The 25,946-nt window shown below is 70.9% G+C and carries 15 protein-coding genes; 10 read left to right on the forward strand and 5 right to left on the reverse strand.

Features of this window, described 5'->3' with window-relative positions:
- Nucleotides 1-85: 85 nt before the first annotated feature.
- Both ACT01A_RS17365 and ACT01A_RS17370 read left to right on the forward strand, forming a co-directional pair.
- Nucleotides 86-1,183, forward strand: a complete 1,098-nt coding sequence (locus ACT01A_RS17365) for an efflux RND transporter periplasmic adaptor subunit (RefSeq protein WP_445148346.1) — start codon at nucleotides 86-88, stop codon at nucleotides 1,181-1,183.
- 57 nt (nucleotides 1,184-1,240) lie between these two features.
- Complete coding sequence (locus ACT01A_RS17370; RefSeq protein WP_445148347.1) at nucleotides 1,241-1,663, forward strand: hypothetical protein; 423 nt, start codon at nucleotides 1,241-1,243, stop codon at nucleotides 1,661-1,663.
- Here ACT01A_RS17370 and ACT01A_RS17375 read toward each other — a convergent pair.
- The 5 genes from ACT01A_RS17375 to ACT01A_RS17395 form a co-directional block, all read right to left on the reverse strand.
- Entirely contained in the window at nucleotides 1,641-4,850 is a 3,210-nt protein-coding gene (locus tag ACT01A_RS17375) for an NACHT domain-containing protein (protein WP_445148348.1), read from the reverse strand. The two genes, ACT01A_RS17370 and ACT01A_RS17375, sit on opposite strands and share 23 nt — an antisense overlap.
- 67 nt (nucleotides 4,851-4,917) lie before the next feature.
- Nucleotides 4,918-5,163, reverse strand: coding sequence for a CBU_0592 family membrane protein (locus ACT01A_RS17380; protein ID WP_445148349.1), 246 nt, complete (start codon nucleotides 5,161-5,163; stop codon nucleotides 4,918-4,920).
- A 104-nt stretch (nucleotides 5,164-5,267) separates the two neighbouring features.
- Complete coding sequence (locus ACT01A_RS17385) at nucleotides 5,268-7,505, reverse strand: DUF4394 domain-containing protein (RefSeq protein ID WP_445148350.1); 2,238 nt, start codon at nucleotides 7,503-7,505, stop codon at nucleotides 5,268-5,270.
- Between the two features lie 283 nt (nucleotides 7,506-7,788).
- Nucleotides 7,789-8,652, reverse strand: coding sequence for an ABC transporter permease (locus ACT01A_RS17390; RefSeq protein WP_445148351.1), 864 nt, complete (start codon nucleotides 8,650-8,652; stop codon nucleotides 7,789-7,791).
- Nucleotides 8,649-9,668 (reverse strand): ATP-binding cassette domain-containing protein, encoded by a 1,020-nt coding sequence (locus tag ACT01A_RS17395; protein ID WP_445148352.1) that lies wholly within the window; start codon nucleotides 9,666-9,668, stop codon nucleotides 8,649-8,651. The genes ACT01A_RS17390 and ACT01A_RS17395 overlap by 4 nt, the downstream gene beginning before the upstream one ends.
- A gap of 62 nt (nucleotides 9,669-9,730) precedes the next feature.
- On the opposite strand from ACT01A_RS17395, the gene ACT01A_RS17400 reads away from it, so the two are divergent.
- The 8 genes from ACT01A_RS17400 to ACT01A_RS17435 all read left to right on the forward strand — a co-directional run bounded on the left by ACT01A_RS17400 (nucleotide 9,731) and on the right by ACT01A_RS17435 (nucleotide 25,942).
- Nucleotides 9,731-10,372 carry a TetR/AcrR family transcriptional regulator gene (locus ACT01A_RS17400; protein WP_445148353.1) on the forward strand — a complete coding sequence of 214 codons (642 nt, stop codon included), beginning with the start codon at nucleotides 9,731-9,733 and terminating at the stop codon, nucleotides 10,370-10,372.
- A gap of 11 nt (nucleotides 10,373-10,383) precedes the next feature.
- Nucleotides 10,384-10,974 carry a helix-turn-helix domain-containing protein gene (locus tag ACT01A_RS17405; protein ID WP_445148354.1) on the forward strand — a complete coding sequence of 197 codons (591 nt, stop codon included), beginning with the start codon at nucleotides 10,384-10,386 and terminating at the stop codon, nucleotides 10,972-10,974.
- Complete coding sequence (locus ACT01A_RS17410) at nucleotides 10,958-11,662, forward strand: B3/B4 domain-containing protein (RefSeq protein WP_445148355.1); 705 nt, start codon at nucleotides 10,958-10,960, stop codon at nucleotides 11,660-11,662. Before ACT01A_RS17405 ends, ACT01A_RS17410 begins: the two co-directional genes overlap by 17 nt.
- Entirely contained in the window at nucleotides 11,659-12,783 is a 1,125-nt protein-coding gene (locus tag ACT01A_RS17415; RefSeq protein ID WP_445148356.1) for an SIS domain-containing protein, read from the forward strand. The genes ACT01A_RS17410 and ACT01A_RS17415 overlap by 4 nt, the downstream gene beginning before the upstream one ends.
- A 61-nt stretch (nucleotides 12,784-12,844) precedes the next feature.
- A complete protein-coding gene (locus tag ACT01A_RS17420) occupies nucleotides 12,845-13,858 on the forward strand; it encodes a hypothetical protein (protein WP_445148357.1) in 1,014 nt (337 codons plus the stop codon).
- Between the two features lie 137 nt (nucleotides 13,859-13,995).
- Nucleotides 13,996-14,406 (forward strand): YciI family protein, encoded by a 411-nt coding sequence (locus ACT01A_RS17425; protein ID WP_445148358.1) that lies wholly within the window; start codon nucleotides 13,996-13,998, stop codon nucleotides 14,404-14,406.
- A 20-nt stretch (nucleotides 14,407-14,426) separates the two neighbouring features.
- Nucleotides 14,427-15,602, forward strand: a complete 1,176-nt coding sequence (locus ACT01A_RS17430) for an RNA polymerase sigma factor (RefSeq protein WP_445152844.1) — start codon at nucleotides 14,427-14,429, stop codon at nucleotides 15,600-15,602.
- A gap of 209 nt (nucleotides 15,603-15,811) precedes the next feature.
- On the forward strand, nucleotides 15,812-25,942 hold the full coding sequence (locus ACT01A_RS17435) for an RHS repeat-associated core domain-containing protein (RefSeq protein ID WP_445148359.1): 10,131 nt from the start codon (nucleotides 15,812-15,814) through the stop codon (nucleotides 25,940-25,942).
- Nucleotides 25,943-25,946 lie beyond the last annotated feature (4 nt).

The following is a 25,946-nucleotide window of genomic DNA, read 5'->3' on the forward strand; positions in this document are numbered from 1 at the left end:
AGGCGGGGCGAAGAAACACGCCATCCTCGGCGTTCGCTCGGGTTCTCTTCGCCGGCGCACGCAGACGCCGCCGATGGTCTGCACCATGTTCAGACGGCTGCGGGCCAACCCGCTTGCACTCCTGCTCGGCGCGGTCGCCGCGGTCGCGATCGGCCTGGCGGTCTCCGCGCTGGGCACCGGCACACCCGCGGCGCGCGCGACGGAGCGGACGGTCACGGTGAAGAAGGGCGTCGTGCAGTCGACGGTGTCCGGCAGCGGCAACCTCGAGCCCAGCTCGACGCGCGACCTGTCGTTCGGCGGCAGCGGCACGGTGACCGCGGTGTACGTCGAGGCGGGCGACACGGTCAAGAAGGGGCAGTTGCTCGCCAAGGTCGACGCGGCGCAGCTTACGGTCGACGACGCGCAGGACGCGGTCGACGGGACCAAGTTGTACGCCCCGGTTAGCGGGACGATCGCCGATGTCGGCGTGAGCGTCGGTGACGCGGTGACCAATGACTCGTCTGCCGCTTCCTCATCTTCGTCGTCGGAGACGGAGTCGAGTGATTCCTCGGCGGCGATGACGCTCGTGCAGATCAACCGCTACAAGATGACGGTCTCGCTCAGCGAGTCGGACATCGGCAAAGTCAAGGCCGGGCAGATGGCGACGGTCACGGTCAATGCGGCCGATGACGAGCAGTTCGCCGCGCGCGTCACCGACGTCGATCTGCTGTCGTCGTCCTCCTCCTCGACCACCGACTCCTCGTCCTCGTCGAGCGCCGTGAGCTACTCGGTGACGCTGAAGCTGACGCAGTCGGCCAAGGCCCTGAAGTCGGGGATGAGCGCGACCGCGGAGATCGTCACCTCGCAGGTGACCGGCCTGACGGTCCCGACCGCGGCGATCAGCGGCAACACGGTGATGGTGGTCAAGAACGGCGTGAAGGCGACGCGGCAGGTGCAGGCCGGCGTCGCGGGCGACACGACCGCGGTGGTCACCTCCGGGCTGGCCGCCGGCGAGACGGTCGTGGTCACCAGCGCCAGCGCGGCGGCCGGCGCGGCCGCGTCGTCGAGCGGGTCGTCTTCGTCGAGCTCGCAGCAGAGCGGCTCGGGCTCCGGGCTGTCTGGCGCGTTGGGCGGCGGCACGACCGGCGGCGGCACCGGCGGCCCGCCGAGCGGCGGCGGGTTCCCGGGCGGTGGCGCGCGATGAGCCGACGCCGCCCCGTCATTCGAGGAAGTCAACCACCATCACAAGACCGAGATCATCATGTCATCAACCCCTAAGACTGCCGCAGGCCTCGCGGCGCTGGCGCTGGCCGCCGCCGGCTTCTACGGCGGCGTCGAGGTCCAGAAGGGCCAGTCCTCCACGAGCGCGTCGGCCGCGGCCGGTCCGAGGGGTAACGCAGGCGGTCCGCCGTCAGGTGCAAGCGGCGGCGCCTCCGGGACGCCGTCCTCCTCCACCGACGCCACCACCGGCACCGTCAAGTCCGCCAAGGACGGCACCCTCTACGTGACGACCTCCGACGGCACCACCGTCAAGGTCAAGACCACGTCCAACTCGACCATCACCCGCAACGCCGAGACCTCCGCGACGCAGGTCCACCCCGGCGACACCGTCGTCGTCCAGGGCAAGACCGCGTCCAACGGGACGATGACCGCGACGCAGGTCAGCGCGTCTTCAGGGAGCTGAGGCCGTCGCCCTCGCCCAGCCAGGGCGCCAGCGTGGCCGCCGGGGCAGCGCCCGAGAGGACCTCCGCGATCTGCTCTAGCAGCGCGACGTTCGGGTGCTGGCTCTCGGTGGCACGCCGCAACAGCCGCGAGAGGTCCCACCCGGGCGAGACGACGCCGTCCTCGACCAGGAGTCGCAGCAGCGCGCGCCTGGCCTCGGCGTGCCGGTCGGATCCGGTGGCGACCAAGACGTAGAACCACAGCTCGGCCTGCATGGGCTTCGGCGCGTCCTCGATGTCCTGGGCGCGTTCGACGAGCTCCAGCGCCCGTGCCTCGTCACCCAGCTCTAGGATGAGGCACGCGGCGTTGGCCAAGGCGTTCGCGCGGTCGTTCGCGGGCACTTCGGCTACCGCCGCCACCGTGCGCTCGGCCAGCGAGCGCACGAGCTCGGGGTCCTGCCCGCGCCGCTGGAGGAAGAAGGCATAGGCCTCGAGCGAGAAGGCCTCCTGCGGGCTCGTCCGCACCGCTTGCGCGTGGAGCGCGCGGACCCGTGCGTCGTCCTCTCCGATCTCGTCCAAGACGTTGGCGTACATGGTGAGCACCGTCGCGCTCGATTCGATGGAGACGGCCCGCTCGAGGTGCCCGGCCGCGCCCTGGACGTCGCCACGCGCCCGCAGGAGCTCGGCGTAGCCCCACAGGTTGGCGACCAGGTCCGGGGCGATCTCCAGCGCTTGGAGGTAGAGTGCCTGAGCGCGGTCGAAATCGTCGAGCTCACGCCAGCTCAGGTGTGCGAAGGAGCCCAGGTGGCCCGGGTCCTTGTCGTCGTTGCGGATCGACCGGGCGAACAGCTCGGCCGCCTTCCGCGGATCGGCGCGGACCAGCCACTGGAAGCGTGCGTAGTGGCCGAGATTGTTGGCATGGTCCGGCCGGGCGGCGAGGGCCTGCTCGAACAGCTCGCCCGCGCGCTCGAGCTCGCGCCCCTCCCGAAAGAGGAGGTGGGCGTAGTCGCCGAGGAGGTTCGCGTTCGATGGGTCGGCGGTGACCGCGATCTCGTAGACGTGGCACGCCCCGTCCACGTCGTTGCGTCGCTGGAGGGCGGCGGCCTTGCGGTACAGGAAGCGAGCGCGCTCGACGCTGGGGACGACCGACCCTTCGACGGCCAGGTACTCGAGCAGCTCCCGGTGGCGGAACTCGTAGGTGCCGCCGACCCGCAGCCACCCGCGCTCGGGCAGCGTGCACCAGCTCAGGAACTGCTCCCACCGCTTCGGGACCAGCCCCTGCCGCCGGAGACGGCGGAGGGCCCAGTGGTAATACAGCCAGGCGTCGAGGCCGTTCCAGAGCCCGCACACGACCCCCCAGACAATCCACGTCCCAGCCAGCTCGGCGGACACTCCGAGGTCGGACCACCCGAGCACGGCGAAGGCGAGGCCGCCGACGGCGAAGTAGCCCAGCGACGTCACCAGCCCGCCATCGCGGCTGGCGTCGAGCACCGCGCCGGGCTCCGGCTCGACGAGCGCCTCGGGCGGCTCGTCGACGATGACCTGCCGCGGCCGCGAGGCGAGGTCGAACAGGCAGAGCGTGAGGAACGCCACGGTGAAGACAATCGGAACCTCCGCCGCCACGAGCGTGCTCGAGAACTCTTCGTCTGTCTTCCAGAGCAGGATCCCGTAGGCCGCCATCAACACGCTGACCACGCCGAGGCCCAGCACCGCGTTGACCCGGAGCTCGGACCGGGCATGCGCGACCCTGGTCCGCCAGGTCATGGGCGTGCGCACCTGCGGCCGCGGGTCGCTGCTCGCAAACGAGAGGAACGCTCCGACGACCGACAGGAGCAGCGTTGTCACCGCGGCCCATGGTGGCGCCGCGAGCACTACCACCGGCAGGAGCGCCAGTGCCGCGCCCATGAACAGCGTCGCGCTGGCGATCAGGATCGAGAAGCGGCGCACGCGCGGCGCCGGGTCCAGCAGGTACAGATCGTGCAGCATGAACCGCTGGAGCCCAGCCGATCGCATGCCGGTCGCGACGAACGTCAGCCAGGTCCGGATCTCGGTCGGTCCGGCACCGTCGAAGGGCTCTTGATTGACGAGCAGCAGCTGGTCCCAGATCGTCCGCTCGATCTCCTCGCCGTCGAGCGAGATCAGCTCGCGCGGGTCCTCGTAGCGATAGGCCTGAAGCGCGATCGACAGCAGCAGCGGGCTCTCGAAGACCTGGGCAAGCGCCTCGTCACCATCGGCGAGCCGCCTGCGGATGGCGTCCCAGCCGGGGATGCCCTCGGTGCGGCTGCGGATGATCGTCTCGAGCTGGTCGCCTTGAAAGCCGGCGAGGACGATTTGGCGGTCCGTCTCCACCCACTCGGGTGCGAGGTCGACGTACTCGCGCGAACGGCAGGTCACGACGAACGGGCGGTGCGGGTCTGTTCTTAACGCATACGCGTTGATCGCCTGGACGCACGCGCGGCGTGCGTCGGTCGACGGGACCTCGTCCAACCCGTCGAGGACCGGGACGATGCGCCCGGCGCTCAGTAGCTGATGGGCGACCGCCGCCGGGAGCGGCGCGTAGGTCCGCGACAGCGTCCAGGCCATCCAGTCGGTGAGCGTCTCGTCGCGGTGGTCGACGCGCCAGCGGTGCCACTCGGCGAGCGAGAAGAGCTCCGCGACGCGGACGTCCGGCGCCGGGTCCGCGCCGACGTGGCCCACCAGCGCCAGCGCGGCCACCGTCTTGCCATAGCCCGGCTCGCCCAGCACGACGAGCCGGCCCGGTGAGCGATCCCACTCGGCGGTAATGCGTGCCCAAGGCAGGAGCCGCCCGTTGACTTTGAGCAACGGGCGCTCTCGCTCGAACTCCACCTTGCCGTCCCGGGCTTCGGCATCGAGCGCCGCCGTCCGGCCGAGCATGTGGTCGAGCTGGGAGCCCTCTCCGACACGGGCGGCGCGGATGGTCGCGCGCAGCCAGCCGACCCAGTGGTCGAGCCGCTCGGCCTCCAGCCACGGCGCGTGCTCCTCGTCGTCGCCCTTGCCCTGTCGGTCGACCCACCGCTCCAGGAACGTAACGACGGTGGCGGTCAGCGCTCCGGCCGCGCCGAGCGCGGCAATCTTCTCGCTGGTCTTCCACCCGTAGTCGTGGACCACGAGCCAGGCGACGACCGGCGCGGCGATGAGCGCGGCGAGCATCGCCGGACGGAAGAGTCGGTCGCGGAGCCACTTCAGCATGGGTGAGGAGCGCGAAGGTAGTGGGCAACAGCGAGTGCTGGCAACCTTCCTGACCGAACGGCGAGGTCTACGCCGGACGTTCGGCCGCGGCGCGCGTCGCGAGCAGCGAGTGGGCGGCGACCGCCGCCCACGTCGCCTCCAACAGGAGGAAGCCGTACTGACGCTCGTGCGCGGCCAAGACGGCGAGCGTCGCGCCGCCGATCAGGTTGAGCGCGAGGTAGGGACGGGAGCTGGTCGACAGCCGCCCGCGCTGGGCCGCGATGAACGCGGTCAGGACGAGCAGCGAGCCGAGCACCTGGATGACCTGGTCCATGGTGATGGACCTCCTTGCGGGGCGCGCCGTCGTCAGACCGGGTACGGCGCGGGCTCTCGTCCGGGCGGCCGCGCCGATGCGGCCGCCCCTTCAGGATAGCGCCGTTAGCGCTTGACGGCCGCGTTTTTCGTCGTGGCCTTGGACGTGTTGCCGGCCTTGTCCTTGACCGTGACCAGGACGCGGACGGCACCGGTGCGGCCGGTGGTCGCGATCGTGACCTTGCCTGGCTTGGTGATGGTCTTGGTCACCGTCTTGTAGGCCTTGTAGAGCGTGCAGCGCGTGCCCGTCTTGCGTCCGGCGACACAGCGCTTCTTGGCGGTCCGGCGGCCGCTGACCTTGCGCTGGAGCTGGATGGTGGCCTTGCCGGCCTCGCTGGTCGTGAACGCGATCGTCAGGCGCTTCTTGGTGCGTGCGGTGACTGCGAGCTTGGTGACGCGCGGGGCGGTGAGGTCTGGCCTGACCACGGGCGGCGGCGGTGTCCCGGGCGGGTCCTTGGGCTTCGGCGGATCGGGCGGGGCCGGGCAGCTCGGGATCGGCCTGATGCTCGGCGACGAGCGGTCGCCGTTGCCGACGGCCAGCCCTGCGAGCGCCGCGGGCGGCCTGCCGAGCATGAAGGCGAGGCCGCTCTGCAGGTTGACGGCGTAGACGCCGGGCGTCCCGTCGATGGTCAGCGCGGCGATCGCCTCGCCGGTGGCCGCTGGGCCGGCTGTCGGCACCGGCGCGCCGGCCGCCGTCACGACCACGTCGGCCGGGAGGTCCAGGTCGCCGACGGGTCCGAAGTCCAGCGGCGGTACGCAGTAGGCCAGCAGCGGCCGGCCCGCGGTCAAGGTCCCCGTGTTGGGCGGGTTCTGGATCAGCAGCTGGTTGGTGGTCGCGTCGAGCGCGTACTGCGTGGTGACGCCACCGGTCAGCGGCTGGGCGTAGGCGTTGGTGTAGGCCGTCGCCATGACGCTCGTCGCGGCCCCGTTGTGCGGGCCGTCGGGGTTGGTCCCGCCCGGCGGTGGGGCCTGGCCGAGGTTGCCGTCGATGGGCGTGCCATCGTTGGGGTTGATGCGCGCGTTGAGCCCGCCGCTCGCTACGACGCGGACGCGGTCGACGGTCGGGTTGACGTCGATCGACCACCCGGCCGTCTCGGACGGCAGGTCCACCGGGGTTGCGCCGTTGGCACCGGTCCACTGCACCGAGCCGGGCGCGCCGATCGCGGCGGCGCTGCCCGACGCCGGGTCGAGCAGGTAGAGCGTGCCGGTGTTGGCGGTGGTGTCGGCGCCGAGGCCGAGCAGTTGGCCGGTCGCCGGGCGCCAGGCGATCCCCACCAGGATCTCGCCGGCCTGCAGGCCGGTCACGGTGAGGTCGGTGCCGACCGCGGGCGTGCGGGCCATAAAGCGGCGCAGCGCGGTGCCGCCGGCGACCAGTCCCATCGTGGGGTAGTCGCCGTCGAGCGCTTCGCGCTGCAGCGCCAGCCCGCGGAACGTGCCCGAGCCATCACCGACCGCGCCGCGGTCGGTGGCCGCACCGGTGGCCAAGTCGATCGTGTAGAGGTGGTTGGCGCCGCCAACGGTGAGGATCGCGTAGCCGTCGCCGGTCGCCGCCACGTTGTTGGTGGTCACGATCACGGCGGGGTCGAGGTCGAAGCCCGGGACGGCCGTGGCATTCAGCGGGACGCCGCTGAGCGTCAGCGTCAGCGGGGAGGTCTGGGTCCCGTTGTTGGACGGGTTCTGGATCATGAGTTCGTCGGTGGCGGCGTCGAGCGTGTAGAGCGTCGTCGCGGTCGCGAGGTTGGATCCAGAGTTGGTGAACGCGGCGCCGCTGACGCCGGTCGTCGCGCCGTTGATGGGGCCGTCCGGGTTGACGCCGGTCGCCCCGCTGCCATCGAGCGCTGCGCCGTTGTTGGGGTTGATGCGGAAGTTGAGGCTGCTGCTGGCGGTGACGCGGATGCGGTCTGCGACCGGGTTGACGTCGAAGCCGTAGTCGCCGGCGGGTAGGTCGACGGTCGTGATGCCGTTGGTGGTGAGGGCGATAGCGCCGTACGTGCCGACCGGGCTGGCGAAGCCTGCGGGGCCGATCACGTACAACGTGGCCGTGTCGGTCGCAGCGTTGACGCCCAGCCCGTAGAGCATGCCGTTGGCGGGGCGGATGTCGATGCCGACGAGCGTCTCACCCGCGGCGACCCCGACGATCGGAGTCGACGTCGCGTCGCTCGGCTTCGAGGGGTCGAAGGACACCAGGTTGGTGCCGTTGAGCGCGAAGGCCTTCGGGGCGGGCTTGGCCTGGGCGGCGGGCGCGGCGAGGGCCGTGGCCACGCAGGCGGCGAGCGCGGTGAGCAGCGAGAGCGTGCGAGCCATCAGGGCCGCAAGCCTAATGGGAATCGCGGCCTATTCCGGACGATTGGTCAGCATGCGGGTGAGGAGCGCTTCGAGGCGCCGCTGGACTGGCCATGAAGGTCTCGAAGCGCGGCCTGGCCGAGGCCTACGTTCCCATCGCGTTCGTCGCCGCGACCGTCGGGGCCTTCGTCTACGACGGCCGGGGCCAGAGGAACATGATCTTCATAGCGCTCCTCCTCGGCTGCGTGCGCGATGGGCGCCAGCCTCACGCGCGCGCAGGTACGTGTTCTTGTGTCCCGCCCTCCTACTCCGTCCGCGAGAACCGCGCGATCGCCAGCGCCATCATCCCCAGGCCCAGCATGGCGAGCATCGCGACCTCCAGCGCCGTCGGCACGCGCCAGCCGAACCACGTCACGCCCGGGTCGAGTGTCGCGCGGGCGGCGGCGGAGATGTCGAGGTGGTCGAAGACCAGACGGCGCATCGGATCCACCGCGTAGGTGATGGGGTCGATCCGGTTCAGCACGCCGAGCCAGGCCGGCAGCCCCGAGACCGGGTACAGCGCACCCGACACGAAGTACATGGGGATGACGAGCAGCTGCATGGTCGAGGTGAACGTCTGCGCCTGCTTGATCGAGACGGCGATCAAGAGGCCGAACGACGTGATCGTCAAGGCCAACAACATGACCAGCCCGAGCGCGCCGAGGATCAGCACGGGGTCGTAGGGGACGTCGACCAGCGGGGCGAGCGCCAGGATGACGACGGCCTGCGAGACCGCGATCAGCGAGCCGCCCAGGCACTTGCCGAGCAGGATCGACGTCCGGCTGACCGGGGCGACCAGGAACTCATTCAGGAACCCGAGCTCGCGGTCCCAGACCAGCGACGCCGCGCTCAACATCCCCGTGAACACCACCGTGATGCAGAGCACGCCGGGAAACATGAAGGTCTTGAGGTCGACGCCGTGCGTGGAGGCCGCCGAGAGCGACTGCAGGCCGGACCCCAACACGAACAAGAACAGCAGCGGCTGGATCAACCACATCGCCATCTGCGCGCGGTTGCCGATGAACCGCAGCAGCTCACGCTGGGCGACGACCTTGACCGCGCGGGCCTCCGAGCGCCACGACCGCTCCGGGATCCGGGCGGCGATCACGTCCGCGACGGCCGCGCTCATCGCCGGCCTCCTGCCATCGCGCGCATCATCGCGCGGTTCATGTTCGCGACGCCGCCGGTCTCCGCGTCGCGGATCGTCGTGCCCGTGTACTTCATGAAGACGTCGTCGAGCGTCGGCCGCGAGACGGCGACCGAGGTGATCGGCACGCTGAGCTCGGCGAACAGCCGCGGCACGAACGCCTCGCCGGACTCCACGTGGAACGTCACCGCACCTTCGGCCATCGCCGCCTCGATCTCGAAGCGCTCGCGCAGCGCCGCGATCGCGGCCTCGTCGTCGGCGGTGCCGAGCGTGATCCGGTCGGCGCCGACGCTGGCCTTGAGCGCCTCGGGCGTGTCGAGCACGACGATCTCGCCGCGGTCCATGATCGCGATGCGATCGCAGAACTCGGCTTCGTCCATGTAGTGCGTGGTCATGAAAATCGTCGTTCCTTCGGCCTCTTGTAACGCCCGGATGTAGCGCCAGATCGAGCTGCGCGTCTGCGGATCGAGGCCAATCGTCGGCTCGTCGAGGAACAGCACGCGCGGCGAGTGCATCAGCCCGCGCGCGATCTCCAGGCGGCGGCGCATCCCGCCCGAGAACGTCATCACCGGCTGGTCGCGGCGGTCGTTCAAGTCCACCATGTCGAGCATCTGGTCCATCCGCGTGCTCACGGCGGCAGGGTCGACGCCGTAGAGCTCGGCGTGCAGGCGGAGGTTCTGGTCGGCGGTCAGGTAGCCGTCGAGCGTCGGGTCCTGGAAGACGAGGCCGAGGTGGCGACGGACGTCGTCGCGCTGGGTGACGACGTCGAAGCCGCAGACGCGGGCGGTGCCGGAGGTCGGCCGCGCGAGCGTGGTGAGCATCTTGATGGTGGTGCTCTTGCCGGCCCCGTTGGGGCCGAGGAAGCCGAAGACCTCGCCGCGCGGGACGTTGAAGGAGACGCCGCGGACGGCCTCAACGTCGCCGTAGGACTTGGTGAGGTCTGAGGCCTCGATTGCGGGTGGGGAGGAACCGGGGGAACTGCTGGGGAGCGCAGACATGGCGCGGCAGAATAACACTACAGTGACTGTAAATCTACTGTCCCTGTTATGTTATAATGACAATGGCAGGGACGAGAGAGGGACTCCGCGAGCGCAAGAAGCGCCTCACCCGCGAGGCGATCACCGCCACCGCCCGTCGCCTCTTCGCGCAGCGAGGCTTCGCTGCTGTCACGGTCGCCGAGATCGCCGCGGCGGCCGACGTCTCCGAGAAGACGGTCTTCAACCACTTCGCTACCAAAGAAGCGGTGCTGCTCGGCACCGGCGACCCGCGGCTGGCGCGCGCGGCGACGGAGATCGCGGAGCGCGCGCCGGGTGTCGCGGTGCTTGATGTACTCCGCGCGACGACCGCCGCGCTGCTGGACGACGTCGCCGCGGGCGCGGACGCGGTGGAGGAGGATCTCGTAGTCCCGCGGATCGTGCGCGCCACGCCAGGGCTGGCGGAGCGCCTGGGCGCGGGGGCGGAGCGGGAGGCGGCCGCGCTGGCGGCAGCGATCGGCGGCGACGCGCTCGTCGCCGAGGTGGTCGCGCGCACGCTGGCGTGGACCCATCGTGCGATCGCGCGCGAGGCGCTCGACGGGCTGCTGGACGGCGAAGAGCCGCGGGCGCTGACCAAGCGCCTGGGCCCGCGGGCGGCGCTGGCGTACGACCAGCTCGCGGACGGGCTGGCGGCATACGGTCGGAAAAATGATCGTGCGGTACAGTAAAATGACCGCCGATGAACGAGGCCACGCTGGAGATCGTCGCTCGCAACGTCCGCTCGGCCCGGACCGGCGCCGGGCTGTCTCTGGACGCGCTCGCGGTTCGCGCGGACGTGAGCAAGGGGGCGTTGGTCGCGCTGGAGAACGCGCGCGGCAACCCGAACCTCACGACGCTCGTCCGGCTAGCCGACGCGCTCGGCCGGCCGGTGTCCGCCTTGATGGAGGACGCGACCCTCGAGGAGCCGGTGACCGTCGTGGACGCTGCGGCGGTCGCGCCGCTGTGGTCGGGCCCGGACGGTGGGAGCGCGCGGCTGCTGTTGACGACCGCGAGCCCGTCGCCGGTTGAGCTGTGGCGTTGGGTCCTGCGTCCCGGCGAGCGGCACGCAAGCGCTGCGCATCCGGCGGGGACGACCGAGACGCTCACGGTCCTGCGCGGGCAGCTGCGCTTGATTCTTGGGGCGGCCGCGGAGCCGACCACGCTGAGCACCGGGGCGACCGCTGCGTTCGCCGCCGACCTCGCGCACGCCTACGAGGGCGCCGGCCGCGGGCCGTGCGAGCTGATCATGACCGTCCACCTACCGCAGGAGCCTCGTGTCGCCGTCCGTTGATCTCGAAGTTGTCGTCGATCCCGCGATCCACGCCAAGCACCCCGACTACGTCGCGCTGGTGCTGGTCGCATCGGGCGTGGGGAACGGGGCGACCGATGCCGAGAGCGACGCGCGGCTGGTGGAGGCGGAGGCAGCGGTGCGCGCCGCAGGCCTGGAGCGTGCGGCCGACCACCCGCACATCGCGTCGTGGCGCGCGGCGTTCAGCGCCTTTGGGTCCAAGCCGAGCAAGTACCCCAGCTCGGCCGAGGCGCTGATCGGACGGGTGTTGAAGGGCGGCGAGCTGCCGCGCGTCAACGTGCTGGTCGACCTGTACAACTCGGTCAGCGTCCATCGCGTCGTGCCGCTCGGCGGGGAGGATGCCGACCGCCTGGAGGGCGCCCTGCGGTTGACGGTGGCAGAGGGCGGCGAGCCGTTCGACCCGCGCGGCGATGGCAGCGACGTCGAGGCGGTCCCGGCCGGCGAGGTGGTCTGGCGCGACGACCGCGGCGTGACCTGCCGGCGCTGGAACTGGCGCCAGGGCCGGCGCACCCAGCTCACGGAGGCGACCAGCCGCGCGTTCTTCGTCTTCGATCGCCTTGACGGCCTGGCGGTCGAGGACTTGCGTGCCGCGGCCGACGACTTGTCGCAGTTGCTGGTCGAACGTTGGCCGGACTGCCACCTGCATCTCGTGGAACGCTGCGCGCCATGAGCTGGCACACCGAGGACTACCCCGAGCTGCGCGAGGGCCCGCCGTGGGTCATGGAGGAGATGATCGCCGCGCAGCCGGCGCTGGCCGAGGCGATCCTCGACGCGCCGTCGCCGGTGGCTGCGGTGATCGGCCGCGAGATCGACGCCGCGCTGGCCGCCGGGCAGCCCGTGACGGTCGTCGGCTGCGGGACCTCCGAGCACGGCGCGCACGCGATCGCGGCGCTGATCGCGGGCGCGGCGGCGCCGGAGCAGCGCTCGCTCGTCCGCGCGCGCCAGGCGCTGACCGCGGCGGTCGAGCCGGCGGGCGGCGTCTGCGTCGCGGTCTCCCACGACGGCGGCACGCGCGCGACCGAGCTGGCGGCGCTCGCCGCGCGCAAGGCGGGGGCGAAGGTCGCGGTCGTCACGCACGACCCGGCCGGGAGCGTCGCGGCGACCGCCGACCACGTGCTGGTCACGCCGGTCCACGACGTGTCCTGGTGTCACACGATCGGTTACACGTCGGCGCTGCTGGGCGGCGCGGCAATCGCGGGGCCGGTGGACGCGGGTGGCGGCAGCGCGGCGCGCGACGTCCTGGCCGCTGCCATCGCGCTGGACGCCGCGGCGGTCGCCGGGCAGCTTGCCGACCGGCGCGTCGTCCTCTGCGCGGGCGCCGGGATCGACCACGTCACCGCGCGCGAGCTGGCGCTGAAGATCGCCGAAGGCGCGCGCCAGCCGACGATCGCGTTGGAGCTGGAGACCGTGGTTCACGGGCAGCTCGCGGGCCACGAGGCTGCCGATGGGCTGATTCTCATCGCGATCGACGACGGCACGCCCGAGGCCCAGCGCGTCGCGCGCCGGGCCGGACACGTCGCGGCTGCCGCGGTCGCGATCGGGATCCCGGTTGCCGCGCTGTTGTCATCGTCCTACGACACCGCGCTCGCGCCGGACCTCACGCCCGCCGGGCGCCTCGTCGTCGACGCGCCCGCCGACCGCCTCGCCGCCCTGCTCGCCGGCGCCGGCGCACTACAGGCCCTGACGCTCGCGCTCGCCCACGCGCGCGGCACCAACCCGGACCTCATCCGGCGCGAGGAGGCGGCCTACAGGGCCGCGGCGGCGGCCGCGGAGGACCCGTCGGGCTGGTGAGACGGCCAGTCGGCAGCGGGTGGTCCTTGCCGGCCCCCGTCCTCTCACCGATGCTGAGCGGATGCGGATTGGGAACATCTTCGAACCGACCGGGGCGGGGAGCAACTACCGGTCGCTGATCCCGCTGCGAGCGCTGGAGGAGCGAGGCCACGAGATCCTCATGCCGGACTTCGACTCCGGCATGCTCAGCGCCCAGGACGCGCTCTCCTGCGACGCGGTGCTCGTCTATCGCGCGATGGGCGAGCCGCTGCTGCGGCTGCTCGATTCGCTGCGCGCGCGGGGGATCGGCGTGGTGTACGACAACGACGATGACTTCTTGCACGGCCCGGCTGGCGCGAGCGCGCAGCTGTGGCGCAAGCACTACCGCGCCTCGGTCAAGGTCGCGGCCAAAGCGCACGTTGTGACCGTGTCGACCCCGCCGGTGCGCGACATCTACCTCGATGCGGGCATGGCGGACGTCCGCATCGTCGAGAACCGACTGCACGCGCAGATGCATCGTCCGCGCCCGCGCCGGCACGAGGGGATCGTCGTCGGATGGGTCGCGGGCTGGGAGCACGGCAACGACGCGGAGGTCCTCGGCATCGCCGATGCCCTGCGACGGGTCCAAGCCGAGCGCCCGGACGTCCTGGTGGAGTGCATCGGGATCGACATCGGGCTCACGCAGCGCTACCGACACGACCGGTTGGTCAACTTCGACCAGCTCCCGGTGCGCATGGCTGCCTGGGACATCGGCCTCGCCCCGATCGCCGACAACCCATTCAACTTGGCTCGCTCCGAGATCAAGATCAAGGAGTACGCCGGCAGTCGGCTGCCGTGGCTGGCGTCCAACCGCGGGCCGTACGCGCGGTTCGGCGAAAGCGAAGGCGGCCGGCTCGTAGACGACGACGGCTGGTTCGAGGCCATCGACGCGTTGGTCGCCGACCGGCGTGCGCGCAAGCGCCTGAGCAAGGCGGGGAAGGCATGGGCCAAGTCCCTGTACGCCAAGGACGCCGTCGGGGACTACGAGACGATCCTGGCTGACGCGATCGCGTACGCCAACGGGGACGGAAGCCGCGTCGCCGTACTAGCCCGGTAGCGACAGCCCCGGGACAGGGTCCGGGCCCTGAAGCTATCCCGACGCGATGCGTGGTTGCATGTCGAGAACGTCCGGCCGGCTCCGCTCACCAGGTGAAGGGCCACGGTAGGCGCGGCCCACGACACCAGGAGACGACGATGCCCAAGTACCTGTTGCTCAAGCACTACAGCGGTGGCCCGGAGCCGCACATCCCGTTCCCGACGATGGACCAGTGGGCGCCGGAGGACGTGGAGGCGCACTTCGCCTTCCTGCGGCACGTCCGTGAGGTGCTGGAGGAGAGCGGTGAGCTCATGGGTGTGGAGGCACTGACGCCGGCACAGACCTGGGTGCGTTACGGCGGTCCGGACGCCGCGCCGGTCACGACCGACGGCCCGCTGCCGGAGACCAACGATCTCGTGGCCGGGTGGTACATGGTCGACGTCGACTCGCACGAGCGCGCGCTCGAGATCGCGGCCTACATCTCGTCCGAGCCGGGTCCGGGCGGTGGGCCGTTGCACGAGTGGATCGATGTGCGGGAGATCATGTCCGGGGCGCATTCGGCGGACTGACGGGCGTGATCGACGAGCCGATGCGAGGGCTGGACGAGGGCGCGCTGCGCGCTCTCGTCCCCCGGGTCCTCGCGGGTCTGGTCCGGCGGGGCGAGGACTTCGACGCCGCTGAGGACGCGTTGCAGGAGGCGTTGTTGGAGGCCTTGCGCGTGTGGCCCGAGCATCCGCCGCGCGAGCCGGGGGCGTGGCTGGCGACGGTCGCGTCGCGGCGGCTGGTCGACGCGCGCCGCAGCGAGGTGGCGCGGGCGCGTCGTGAGGAGGCGGTGCACGCTGAGCCGTTCCCGCCGCAGTCGGCGGTTGGCGAGGTGGGCGACGACACGTTGTTCTTGCTCTTCTGTTGCTGTCACCCCGACCTTGCGCCGATCTCGCAGGTGGCGCTGACGCTACGTGCGGTTGGCGGCCTTACGACCCGGGAGATCGCCGACGCGTTTTACGTGCCAGAGGCGACGATGGCCCAACGGATCAGCCGCGCCAAGCGCACGCTGCACGGGCGCCGGCTGGACCAGCCGGGCGACCTCGCGGTCGTGCTGCGGGTCTTGTACCTCATCTACACGGTGGGCCACGGCGGCCGCGTCGACCTGGCGCGCGAGGCGATCCGGCTCGCCCGCCAACTCACGCTCGCCACCGAGGAGCCCGAGGCGCGCGGGCTGCTTGCGCTAATGCTCCTCAACCACGCGCGCCGCGCCGCGCGCCTCGACGCCGAAGGCCGGATCGTCACGCTCGACCGCCAGGACCGCAGCCTGTGGGACGCGCGCGAGATCGCCGAGGGCGTGCGCGTCCTGCAGTCGGCGCTCGCCCTCGAGCGCTCGGGCCGCTACCAGGTCGAGGCCGCCATCGCCGCCCTGCACGACGACGCGGCCAGCGCCGCGGAGACCGACTGGCTGCAGATCCTCGCCTGGTACGACGACCTCGTCGCCCTCACCGACGACCCGGTCCGCCAAGACCCCGCCGCCGTGCTCGCCCGCGCGGTCGCGGTCGGCCACGTCCTCGGCCCAGCCGCCGGCCTGCGCGAGACCGATCGGCTGCAGGAAGCGATCGGCGACCGCTACCGATGGCACGCCGTCCGCGGCCACCTGCACGAGCTCGCCGGCGACCTGCCCGCCGCCGGCGCCGCGTACGCAGAGGCCGCGCACCGGGCCACGAACGTCGCCGAGCGCGATCACCTGGTCCGCCAGGCGGCGCGGGCGCGGGCGTAGCCGCCGAGCGCGGAACGCCCGCGTTCCTATTGCATAAAGCTACTCAAGTATTCGTTTTTATTGTGTCTGAAAGCGGACATCAATGCAAAGGCGCTGTTGAGTGATCTTGACAGCCCATCTCCAAACCAGTTGGGTGCCGGACGCGTCCGAGGTCGGACGCTGGGGCGGAGGGGTGCCGCTCGGTCCAAGGTTGATGAACAGGGGATGGGATGTCCGCTCTGCGGTCGCGGTTCGTGCTGCTCGTGGCGCTGTTGGGAAGCGTCGCGGCGTTGTTGGTGGCGTTGGTCGTCGGGACGAGCTCGGAGGCTGACAGCGGCCAGGCGGCGACGACCGCCGCCGCGCCCCAGCTCGATTTCGAAGGTCCCGCCTCCGGGACCGAGATCCCGGAGCTGCGGACCGAGAGCTCGCGCACGTACCGCAAGGCCGACGGTCGGTACCAGGCCCAGATCTGGGCCTCGCCGGTCAACTACCGCGACGCCGAAGGCAAGTGGAAGCCGATCGACACCGACCTCGAGCCGGACGGCAGCGGCGGGTTGAAGACCACCGAGGCGACGGCGAAGGTCGCGCTGCCGGAGAGCCTGGCGGACCCGGCCACGGTCACCGCGGGCGGCCGCTGGGTCTCGTTCGCCCTCGACGGCGCCGACGCGGACGCGGCGCCGACCGCCGACGGGGCGATCGCAACCTACCCCGACGTCCTGGATGGCGTCGACGCCGAGTACGAGGCCCAGCCGCTTGGCCTCAAGGAGACGCTGACGCTCGCCGACGTCTCAGCGCCGTCGAGCTACACCTACACCCTGGACGCCAGCCAAGGCCTCACGCCCGAGCTGCGCGACGACGGCGCGGTCGCCTTCCGCGACGGTGACGGCAAGGTCCGGTTCTGGCTGCCGACCCCGACCGTGCAGGCCCACGGCGACACGGCGCCGAGCTCCGAGCACGTCGCCTACCGCCTCTCGGAGGACCGGCAGACGCTCACCGTCGCCGTCGACCCCGAGTGGCTGGAGCAGGCCGAGTTCCCCGTCGAAGTCGACCCGTCGATCTGGTTCGGCGACGACATCTCGTGCACGCTGTCGAGCGCCACGCCGACCACGCAGGCGTGTGGCGGCACGACCCTGAAGGTCGGCCGCACCGCTTCGCCGGCGGCCACCTACCGTGCTGCGCTGCGCTTCCCGGACTTCGCGTCCGCGATCCCGCGGACGGCGTCGGTCATGGGCGCGGAGCTGGGCCTGTGGTTCCAGTCCCAGAGCGGCACCGACTCCAGCACGCCCGTGACGGTCACGGGCTCGGGCAAGCTGCTGGGCAGCGTCGCGACCTGGAACACCTACAACGGCTCGACGGCGTGGACGACGGCGGGCGGCGACTTCGCGACCGACCCGCAGCCCGCGCTGACGACGCTCTACTCGAGCTGGACCGGCGGCTGGGTGAACTTCAACCTCGGCCGCCTCGCGGAGCGCTGGCTGCGCAGCCCGTCGACCAACAACGGGATCCTGGTCAAGGCGCAGAACGAGACCGGGCTGAACAACGTCCTGACCTTCGACGGGCACCAGGCCGCGCACGGCGGCCCGACGATCCGCGTCGACTTCGAGTGGCATCCGGGCTTCGAGAGCGACCAGACCTACGAGTCGCTCGGCTTCGACGGCAACAGCAAGCTCGCGGTCAACGTCGCCACCGGCAACGTCGCGGTCGACAGCACCGACATCAACCTGCCCGGCGCCGGCGGCTTCAACCTCAAGCTCCGGCGGACGTTCAACGGCCAGAACCTGGGCAACGGCGCGGGCGTGTTCGGCTCGGGCTGGAGCGAGGGCATCAACAACGCCGCGTTCCTCGGCGAACGCGTCTGGTACGACGACTCGCGCACGATCTACGGCAACGGCAACGCGATCTACCGCTTCGACCGCGACTGGGCCAACGACACCTCGACGACGCGCGCGTACCTCAGCCCGCCCAACATCAACGCCGACCTGGTCACCAACAAGAGCACCGGCGTCGCGACGCTCACGTTCCGCGACACCGGCGTCAAGTGGACCTACGCGGCCTCCTACGACGGCTACACCGTCCAGCTCGCGCAGGTCTCCGACGCGGCGGGCCACCACATCGACATCACGCCCAAGTCGGGGCGGCCGGAGAGGGTCGGCTCGATCACCGACAGCAACGGCGACGTCCTGAACTTCACCTACGGCACCAACGGCCAGCTGCTGAAGATCGCCAAGGGCACGACGGAGTGGAACTACGGCACGACGATCGTCAACGGCCACAACCTGCTCACCAGCTACACGAGCCCGTCGAGTCAGACCACGTCCTACCACTACGACGCGACCGCGCTGCCGGGCACCTGGGACAAGCTCGACAAGGTCACCTCGCGCGACAACATCATCTTCAACCTGGTCTACGGGCCGCAGGGCGACTGGAGCCAGGTCACCCAGATCACCCAGGACTTCCCGGACTCGCGCCCCGACAGCGTCTCGAACTTCAACTACAAGCCGTCGAGCGGCACCGGCCACGCGTGCGCCTCGCCGGTCTCCAACTCGCCGTGGCCCAACAACGTGGTCTTCGACCGCACCGTTGCGACCGACCCCGCCGGACACGTCACGACCTACTGCTACAACACGAGCGCCCAGGTCATCCAGACCTGGCGCCCGTGGGACACGACCGTCCGCAACACCCGCATCGGCCTGGAGAAGTTCTGGGACTACGACAGCGTCGACACCGGCGCGGGCTCCCAGCTGCTGGTCAACGCCGAGACCGGCAACCTGCTCTGGCACCACGTGCCGGTCGTCAACCCGGGTCGGGGTCTGTCGACGTTCGTCAACGTGGACTACAACTCGCTCGAGGGTCCGCCGCGGCTGGGTGAGCAACAGGACCTCGATCCGTTGGGGCCGGTCGGGCTCAACGACCCGGTCGCCTACAACACGGCCGGGCGCGGGATCTCGCTGGGCGTCTCGGGGCCGACGCGTCTCAACGAGCCGTTGTCGGGCGTGGGGTTGGCCGACGTCCGCGACGGCAAGCTGACCGGCGGGGTCCCGTCGGGGCTGCCGGCCGCGATCGGCGCCGACATCACGCTGACCGACGCCGACGGCACGCGCCATCACTTCACGCGCGACGCGACCAACACGCAGAAGTGGAACGCGCCGCCCGGCGTGCATCTGACGCTGCGTCGCTTCGCCTACACCGGCGACGGGCTGACCCAGCCCTACTGGGTGATGACGCGGCCTGACGGCGTCGCGCACTTCTTCAACCAGCTCGGCTACCTGATCCGCACCGAGGACCGCAACGGCAACACGCTGACCTACACCTATGAGAAGTACGACCTGCTGACCGGGCAGTCGGGCACCAGCGCCGCGAGCTGCACGCTGGCGCAGATGCTCGGCGCGGTCAGCGGCACGCCGTCGTCGTCCAACGCCTGGGGTCTGCGGACGACGCTGGGCCAGTCGGTCAGCGGCAGCGCCGCCGGCCGCGTCTGCACGCTGCGCGCGACGAAGGTCACCGACGCCGGCGGGCGCGACCTGCTGCTGGCCTACACGCCGCGCGTCGCAGCCGACCAGACGCGCTTGAGCAACCGCCTCTCGACGGTGCTGGGCGGCGGCAGCGTGACGCTGCAGTCGCTGCTGACCTCGGCGGCCTCCACGCTGACCGACCTCGGCAAGCTGATGGGCCCGACGCCGCTGGCCAAGGTCACCGACCACGCCGGGCGCGAGTACACGTTCGGCTATGACGCCAACCGCCAGCTGACGGACTTCGTCGAGGTCGCAAACGCCGACGCGCTGGCGCCGACCGGCGACCACTCGCGCCGCTGGGGCTTCGAGTACCTGCCCGGCGAGGACCCGACCGCGCCGATGCGCCTGCAGAACGTCGTCGAGCACCGCGACAACGGCGAGGCGGATCGCCGGACGACCGTCGGCTACCAGACCCACCCCGGCACGCCGGCCGGCGGCGAGGTCCCGGCGCTGGTGCCCGACACGATCACCGACCGCCGCGGCAAGGACACCACCTACGCCTTCACCGACTACGGCGCGCCGGACCGGACGATGACCGTCACCGACGCCCGCGGCAAGGCGTGGAAGCACCGCACCGACGCCTACGGCCGCCCCGTCGAGATCATCGACCCCAACACCGTCTCCACGACGCTGGACTGGGACACCGACCCCGCCGTCACCGTCCGCCAGAACGACCTCACGCGCGTCGCCGAGGGCGTCGTCAAGAACGGCTCCGGCACGATCACCGACCAGGGCGCGCCGGTCCGCATGACCTACGACGCGATGTCCGGGCTGCTGAAGACCCAGACGACCTACCCCGACGGCGACGACACCACCGCGCACGCCGGTACCGGCCGCACGACCACGCTGACCTACACGCTCAGCAACGGCAAGACCTCGCTGCGCCCGTCGAGCGACCCGAACACGAACTTCGTGGCCGACCTGACCGGCATCGAGAACCCGCGCACCGCGCCGGGCAGCAGCGCGAAGGTCGGCTGGACGTTCGACGTCAGCACCGACAGCGGCAACGTCAACTGGCGCCAGGACCGGGTCGGTGGGCCCAAGTCCTACACCGACTACTGCACGTCAGCCGACGGCGCGACGTGCCCGGTGGGCCAGGTCAAGGCCGAGACCGACGAGGTCGGCAACGTCACGACCTACAACGACTACGACGCCAGCGGCATGCCGCAGACGGTCATCGACCCGAAGGGCAACCCGCAGTCCACGCGCGACACCGGCTACCCGACGCCGCCCAACCCGAACACGGCGACGGCGTCCGCCCACCGCTGGCGCTACCGCTACGACACCGTCGGCAACGTCCTGGCCCAGGTCGACCCGCGCAACACGCAGACGACCCCGGACAACACCTACACCACGCGCCTGACCTACGACGCCTTCGACCGGGTGATCCAGAAGATCAGCCCCAAGAAGTCGGCCAGCAGCCAGTACGTCACCGAGACCTACACCTACGACCGCAACGACAACCTCGTCGGTGAGAGCAACCCGGGCACCGGGCGGATCCTGGCCGCCGCGTTCTCGGCCACCGACCAGCCGCTCACGGTCACCGAGACCGGGTGGTCGCGCAACAGCAGCGATCCGCGCGGCAACACCTACACCACGCGGCCGGAGGTGACGACGTTCTCCTACGACGAGACCGACCTCCTGGTCTCCCGCACCGACCCGCGCGGCGCGAGCGGCGTCCCCGCGAGCGGCGGTTCGCCCAACCTGCCCTACACGACCGAGTGGACCCGCGACCCGGCGGGCCGCGTCGTGGCCGAGACCCGTCATGCGACGTCGGCCATCCACGTGCAGGCGCTCGCCCTGGACCCGCGCGGCAACGTCGTCGGCCAGGTCGACGCCGCGCGCAACGCCAACCCGGACGGCAACGTCAACACCAACGACGCCTACACGCCGCAGGCGGCGGCCGACGCCGCCGCGGCGGCGATCGCCACCAACCAGCTGAGCAAGCTGCGCGTGTCGATGGCCTACGACCGCGTCGACGAGCTGACCTCGCAGACCGAGCGGCCCTCGCCGTCGGAGACGACCACCGCGACGCCGCGGACCAACAAGTACACCTACGACGCCGACGGCAACGTGGTCAAGCACGTGCTGCCGCGCGACGACCACGACGTTCCGGCGGGCTTCACGTCGGGCGCCGAGAACGTCGCCACGACCTACACCTACGACCACCGCGACCAGCTGCTGACGACGGTCGACCCGACCGGCGCCACCACCGCGGTCAAGCGCCGCGCCGACGGCAAGGTCATCGCCCAGACGACCCCACGTGGCGTGGTCAACGGCACGACCGAGTCCGACGGCAGCTACAAGTACTTCACCAGCCGCTACTCCTACGACCAGGCCGGCGACCTGCTGACGCGGACCGTGCCCTACGCGCCCAACCAGTACGGCCGGGCCGGGACCGCCAACAACGACTACCTCAGCTGGAAGGTCAGCTACATGCGCGACGCGGTCGGCAACCCGACGACGATCGTCGACGGGCGCAACAAGTCCATCACCAACACCTTCCTGGACACCGGCGCGCTGGAGTCCACGAGCCGGCCGTCGTGGTGGCAGCTCTCGTGGGGCGGCGCGAGCACGGGCGCTCCCGACCCGGGCCGGCGGTTCACGGATCAGGCGTCGTCGGAGCCGGTGCCGGTCAACGGCCCGCAGCTGGCCGAGCGCGACACGCCGCTCACGGGCGCCGACACGTCCTCCGAGCAGCCGAGCAGCACCGCGCAGGGCAAGTTCGGCGCGGTGACGCCTGCCGAGCAGCCGTCGTGGATGCCGCGCAGCGGCGCGGCGCTCTTCGCCTACGACGACGACGGACGCCTGACGAGCGTCACCGACGCCGCGCTGTCGATCAGCCGCATCGACTACGACCCGACCGGCCGCATCGTCGGCACGACCCAGCCGCTGGGCGCCAACCCCGGGGCGACGCTGACATCCGGCGACCCGACGCCGTGTGCGAAGACGAGCTCCAGTTGCGCCGGCGTCATCGCCCACCGCTACGACTACGACCTCAACGGCAACGTCACCAAGACCGAGCTGCTGGGCGACACCAGCTGGCACTCGGACCTCACCTACGACAGCTTCGACCGCGTCGTCAACCGGACCGACCCGGGCGCGTCGGACGTGCCGGCGGACTGGGCGACGCCCAACGAGCAGCGCCAGGAGACGCAGTACACCTACGACACCAACGACAACCTCATCAAGCGCGTCACGCCCAACGGCACCAGGGGCTCGACCGCGGAGGATTACGAGTACAAGTACGACTACGACACGCTCGATCGCCTCATCCTGGAGCGCGACCCGGAGAACGACTACTGGGGCTACGCGTGGGACGTCGACGACAACCTGGTGCGCGAGCTGACGCCCAACGGCCGGGGCAAGTCCAACGAGGACGACTTCAAGACCTACCGGACCTACGACGCGAACGACCGGCTCGTCAACGAGCAGGGCCCGGTCGTCGCGGGCGGCGGGCGCAACACGACCACGCTCTCCTACTTCCCCGACGGCGCGCTGGCGTTCCGCACCGACCCGGGGTCCAAGGCCGAGGCCACCGGCCCGGACAACGTCGCGCGGCTGACGGGCTACGACTACGACGGCCGGGGCCTGCGCTCGCGCGTGACCGAGGGCCATCTCGCCTCCGGTGCGGGCTTCGACACCGCCGGTGACGGGCCGCGCACGACGCTGACCGAGTACGACGCCAACAGCAACCTGCGGCGCGTGGTCGACCCGTCCGGCGTGACGATGACCGGCACCGGCGTGTCGCAGGCCTGGGCGCCGACCAACCCGGACGTCATCGGGGACAACCTGACCTCGACGGCGTCGGCGGACGCGGTCCACGCGACGGTCTACGACTACAGCGAGCGGACCGACGCCGACGACGGGTCCAACGTCACGAACGGCGCGGGCGAGTCCGGCGAGCCGACCGCGATCTACCAGCCGCGCTCGGGCGCCGGCTCCACCAACAAGGTCCTGGCCCAGCGGATGGACTACGACCCGCTCGGGCGGGTGCGGTCGATCTGGACGGTCGACGACGTCAACGGGACCTCCCCGTGGTCGGTCCACACGTCCTACGAGCGGCTGTCCAACGGCTGGATCGGCACCGCGAAGGACTATGCGACGAAGTCGTCGCAGAGCAGCATCAGCAACTACAACTACGACCAGTCCGGGAACCAGCTGAGCTGGAAGCTCGACCCCGTCCCGTCGGACCCCAACAACAACATCTCGACGATCGAGCGCGAGTACTGGTCCAACGGGCAGATGAAGCGGCGCACGGGCTACGCCGCCCCGGCGTCCACCACGCCCGCGACGCCCCGGCAGTACTCCTACTGGTACGACGGGGACGAGGCGCTCACCGGCGTCCGCGACCCGCTCCACCAGCGCATGGTCTACGTCGACCACGACACGGCCGACCGGACGACCTCCGTGGTCCAGCGCTACGGCACCGGCACCACCCAGGACGACGGCCAGTCCGACCCCAACGAGGCCTGGCGGCGCGGTCGCGACAGCACGTTCAGCTACGACAACAACGGGAACGTCACGGCGCGGCGCGTCAACGGCACGTTCAACCGCGTGACCAAGGTGATGTCCGACCCGGTCAGCGGCAGCCCTCACAGCACCACGCGCTTCACCTACGACAACGAGGACAAGGAGACGATCGCGGCGTTCTACGAGCCCACCAAGCTCTCCGGCTCGCCGACAATCACCGACAGCACCTGCGCGCAGGGCGCGCCGACGCCGCCCGCGGGGGTGCGCTGCGTGCGCACGACCTACCACCCGTCCGGCGAGCGCCGCAGCCGCCGCCAGCAGAACGACACGCTGGTCACGACCTACTTCGACGACCACGGGCAGCCGACCAAGCGGGTCCGCACGCCCTCCGGCGGGCTGGACGTCGTCACGAGCTACACCTACGACCTGCGCGGCAACCGGCTGTCGGACACGCCGGGCGTCGGCACCTACACCTACAACGCCCGCAACCAGCTGACGTCCTGGAAGCGCGGCAGCGACTTCAACACCACCGGCAACAACCGCCAGGACTGGACGGTCGACTACACCCGCAACCCCGACGGCACGATCAACCAGACGACCGAGCGCCAGTCCGCGGCGTCGGGCGGCGCGCTCGTCCGGACCAAGGACTACACCTACACCGGCCAGCGCCTGGACTACACCAGGTCGACGCCCGCCGCGGGCGGGAACCCGGCCTGGGACCTCTACGACTACAACCAGTACGGCTCGCTCGTCGGGCTTCGGTCGGACGTGACCGCGGCCACCAAGCCGGCCTTCACGGCCCCGGTCGAGACCAAGGACAACGGCTGCAGCTCGGGGCTGCCCACCGCCGCCTCCGACACCACCCTGTACTGCCTCGACGAGTTCGACCGCGTGATGCGGCAGCGGTCGGGCGCCAGCGACCAGCAGAGGTTCGACTACGACGGCATGGACCGTCGCGACAGCCGCACCGACCACGCCGGCGGCACGAACGAGCGCAGCGGCTTCAAGTACGTCGGGACGACCTCGACGATCTCGGGTCAGCAGGTGCCGACGGGAGCGACGACCTCCAGCCTGGTGTCCTTCGACCGCGACTCCGCGAACCGGCCACTGGCGGTGACGCTGCAGGCCTCCGGCTCCACGACGCAGGTCACCAAGACGTACGCCACGGACGCCAACGGCAACCCGACCGGCCTGGAGGAGGCCAACGGCAGCGTTCCGGCGCCGACCAACCGCTACGTCTTCGACCCCTACGGCGACCTCGACTCGATCGCCAACTCCGGCGTCTCGGGCGACGCGGCGACCAACCCGCTGCGCTTCAACGGCTTCGACTACGACGCCGGGGTCAAGACCTATGACATGCAGGTCCGCGACTACCGGCCCTCCGCCGGCCGCTTCCTGCAGACCGACCGCTATGAGTCGGCGCAGTCGGACCTGTCACTCATCGCCGACCCGCTGACCCAGAACCGCTACGACTTCGCCGGCTCGGACCCGGTCAACAACGTCGAGTTCGACGGGCACATCCCGGGTGCCGGATCGGGATGCCAGCCGCGCTGCGGAGACAACTTCGGCAACAACATCAGCACCGACAAGAAGGGCAACTCGACCAACGCCAACACGTCGGCGGCTTCCGGGACCAGCAAGCCGACGAAGCTGAACAACCCGGCGGCCAAGCAGGTTGTCGCCAGCAACACGCCGTCGGCGAAGGCCGCGCAGAAGCAGCTCTACCGGGAGGCGAAGACCGCTGCTGTCGGCGCTCTTTCGCTCCCGTGCGCCGAGCGGTGCAGCGACGAGCAGCGCGAGAAGAACGTCAACTTGCTCGCTGGCGCCTATGCGCTCGGGCTCGATCCCCGATCGCTGCAGTTCGACATGCGCGACCACAAGGGCATCGACGCGGTCGATGACGTGTGGGACGCCGCGAGCGTCATCGACGGCGCGTTCCTCGTACGCGGAGCGGTGAAGTTCGCGGCATCGCGGCTGGCTCTCCGCACGGCCGAGCGGGAAGCGGCCGTGCCCTTGTTCACCCAGGGCAATGCCTCTCTCCGGTTCCAGCGCGGCGGACCCTTCGGGGGGCGCACCATCGGCGATGTGGCGTCCGGCCTGCGGTCCGGCGCGATCAAGCCGAGCGAGCTCCCGGTCGACGTGATCAAGCGCAGGGGTGAGCTTCTGGCGGTGAACACGCGCTCGACGCTCGCGCTCCGTCGAGCCGGCATCGAGCCGAGCCGCTGGACGATCCGCGATATGACGGGCAACGAAGCCGTTGAGAACCAGATCACGAGGCGGCTGGCCCGGAACGAGATGTCCAAGGGGTCTGACGTCATCCGCATCAGCGGCGATGATGTGACCCCCGGCAGCAAGGATTGGAGCGTCACAAAGTGAGCGA

The sequence above is a fragment of the Baekduia sp. Peel2402 genome (assembly GCF_052567285.1).

Coding starts and splice junctions, on each gene's coding strand:
- ACT01A_RS17415 (WP_445148356.1), top strand. CDS start 11,659: ATGAGCTGGCACACCGAGGACTACCCCGAGCTGCGCGAGGGCCCGCCG.
- ACT01A_RS17385 (WP_445148350.1), bottom strand. CDS start 7,505: ATGGCTCGCACGCTCTCGCTGCTCACCGCGCTCGCCGCCTGCGTGGCC.
- ACT01A_RS17395 (WP_445148352.1), bottom strand. CDS start 9,668: ATGTCTGCGCTCCCCAGCAGTTCCCCCGGTTCCTCCCCACCCGCAATC.
- ACT01A_RS17365 (WP_445148346.1), top strand. CDS start 86: ATGTTCAGACGGCTGCGGGCCAACCCGCTTGCACTCCTGCTCGGCGCG.
- ACT01A_RS17420 (WP_445148357.1), top strand. CDS start 12,845: ATGCGGATTGGGAACATCTTCGAACCGACCGGGGCGGGGAGCAACTAC.
- ACT01A_RS17435 (WP_445148359.1), top strand. CDS start 15,812: ATGTCCGCTCTGCGGTCGCGGTTCGTGCTGCTCGTGGCGCTGTTGGGA.
- ACT01A_RS17370 (WP_445148347.1), top strand. CDS start 1,241: ATGTCATCAACCCCTAAGACTGCCGCAGGCCTCGCGGCGCTGGCGCTG.
- ACT01A_RS17380 (WP_445148349.1), bottom strand. CDS start 5,163: ATGGACCAGGTCATCCAGGTGCTCGGCTCGCTGCTCGTCCTGACCGCG.
- ACT01A_RS17390 (WP_445148351.1), bottom strand. CDS start 8,652: ATGAGCGCGGCCGTCGCGGACGTGATCGCCGCCCGGATCCCGGAGCGG.
- ACT01A_RS17400 (WP_445148353.1), top strand. CDS start 9,731: ATGGCAGGGACGAGAGAGGGACTCCGCGAGCGCAAGAAGCGCCTCACC.
- ACT01A_RS17425 (WP_445148358.1), top strand. CDS start 13,996: ATGCCCAAGTACCTGTTGCTCAAGCACTACAGCGGTGGCCCGGAGCCG.
- ACT01A_RS17405 (WP_445148354.1), top strand. CDS start 10,384: ATGAACGAGGCCACGCTGGAGATCGTCGCTCGCAACGTCCGCTCGGCC.
- ACT01A_RS17375 (WP_445148348.1), bottom strand. CDS start 4,850: ATGCTGAAGTGGCTCCGCGACCGACTCTTCCGTCCGGCGATGCTCGCC.
- ACT01A_RS17430 (WP_445152844.1), top strand. CDS start 14,427: ATGCGAGGGCTGGACGAGGGCGCGCTGCGCGCTCTCGTCCCCCGGGTC.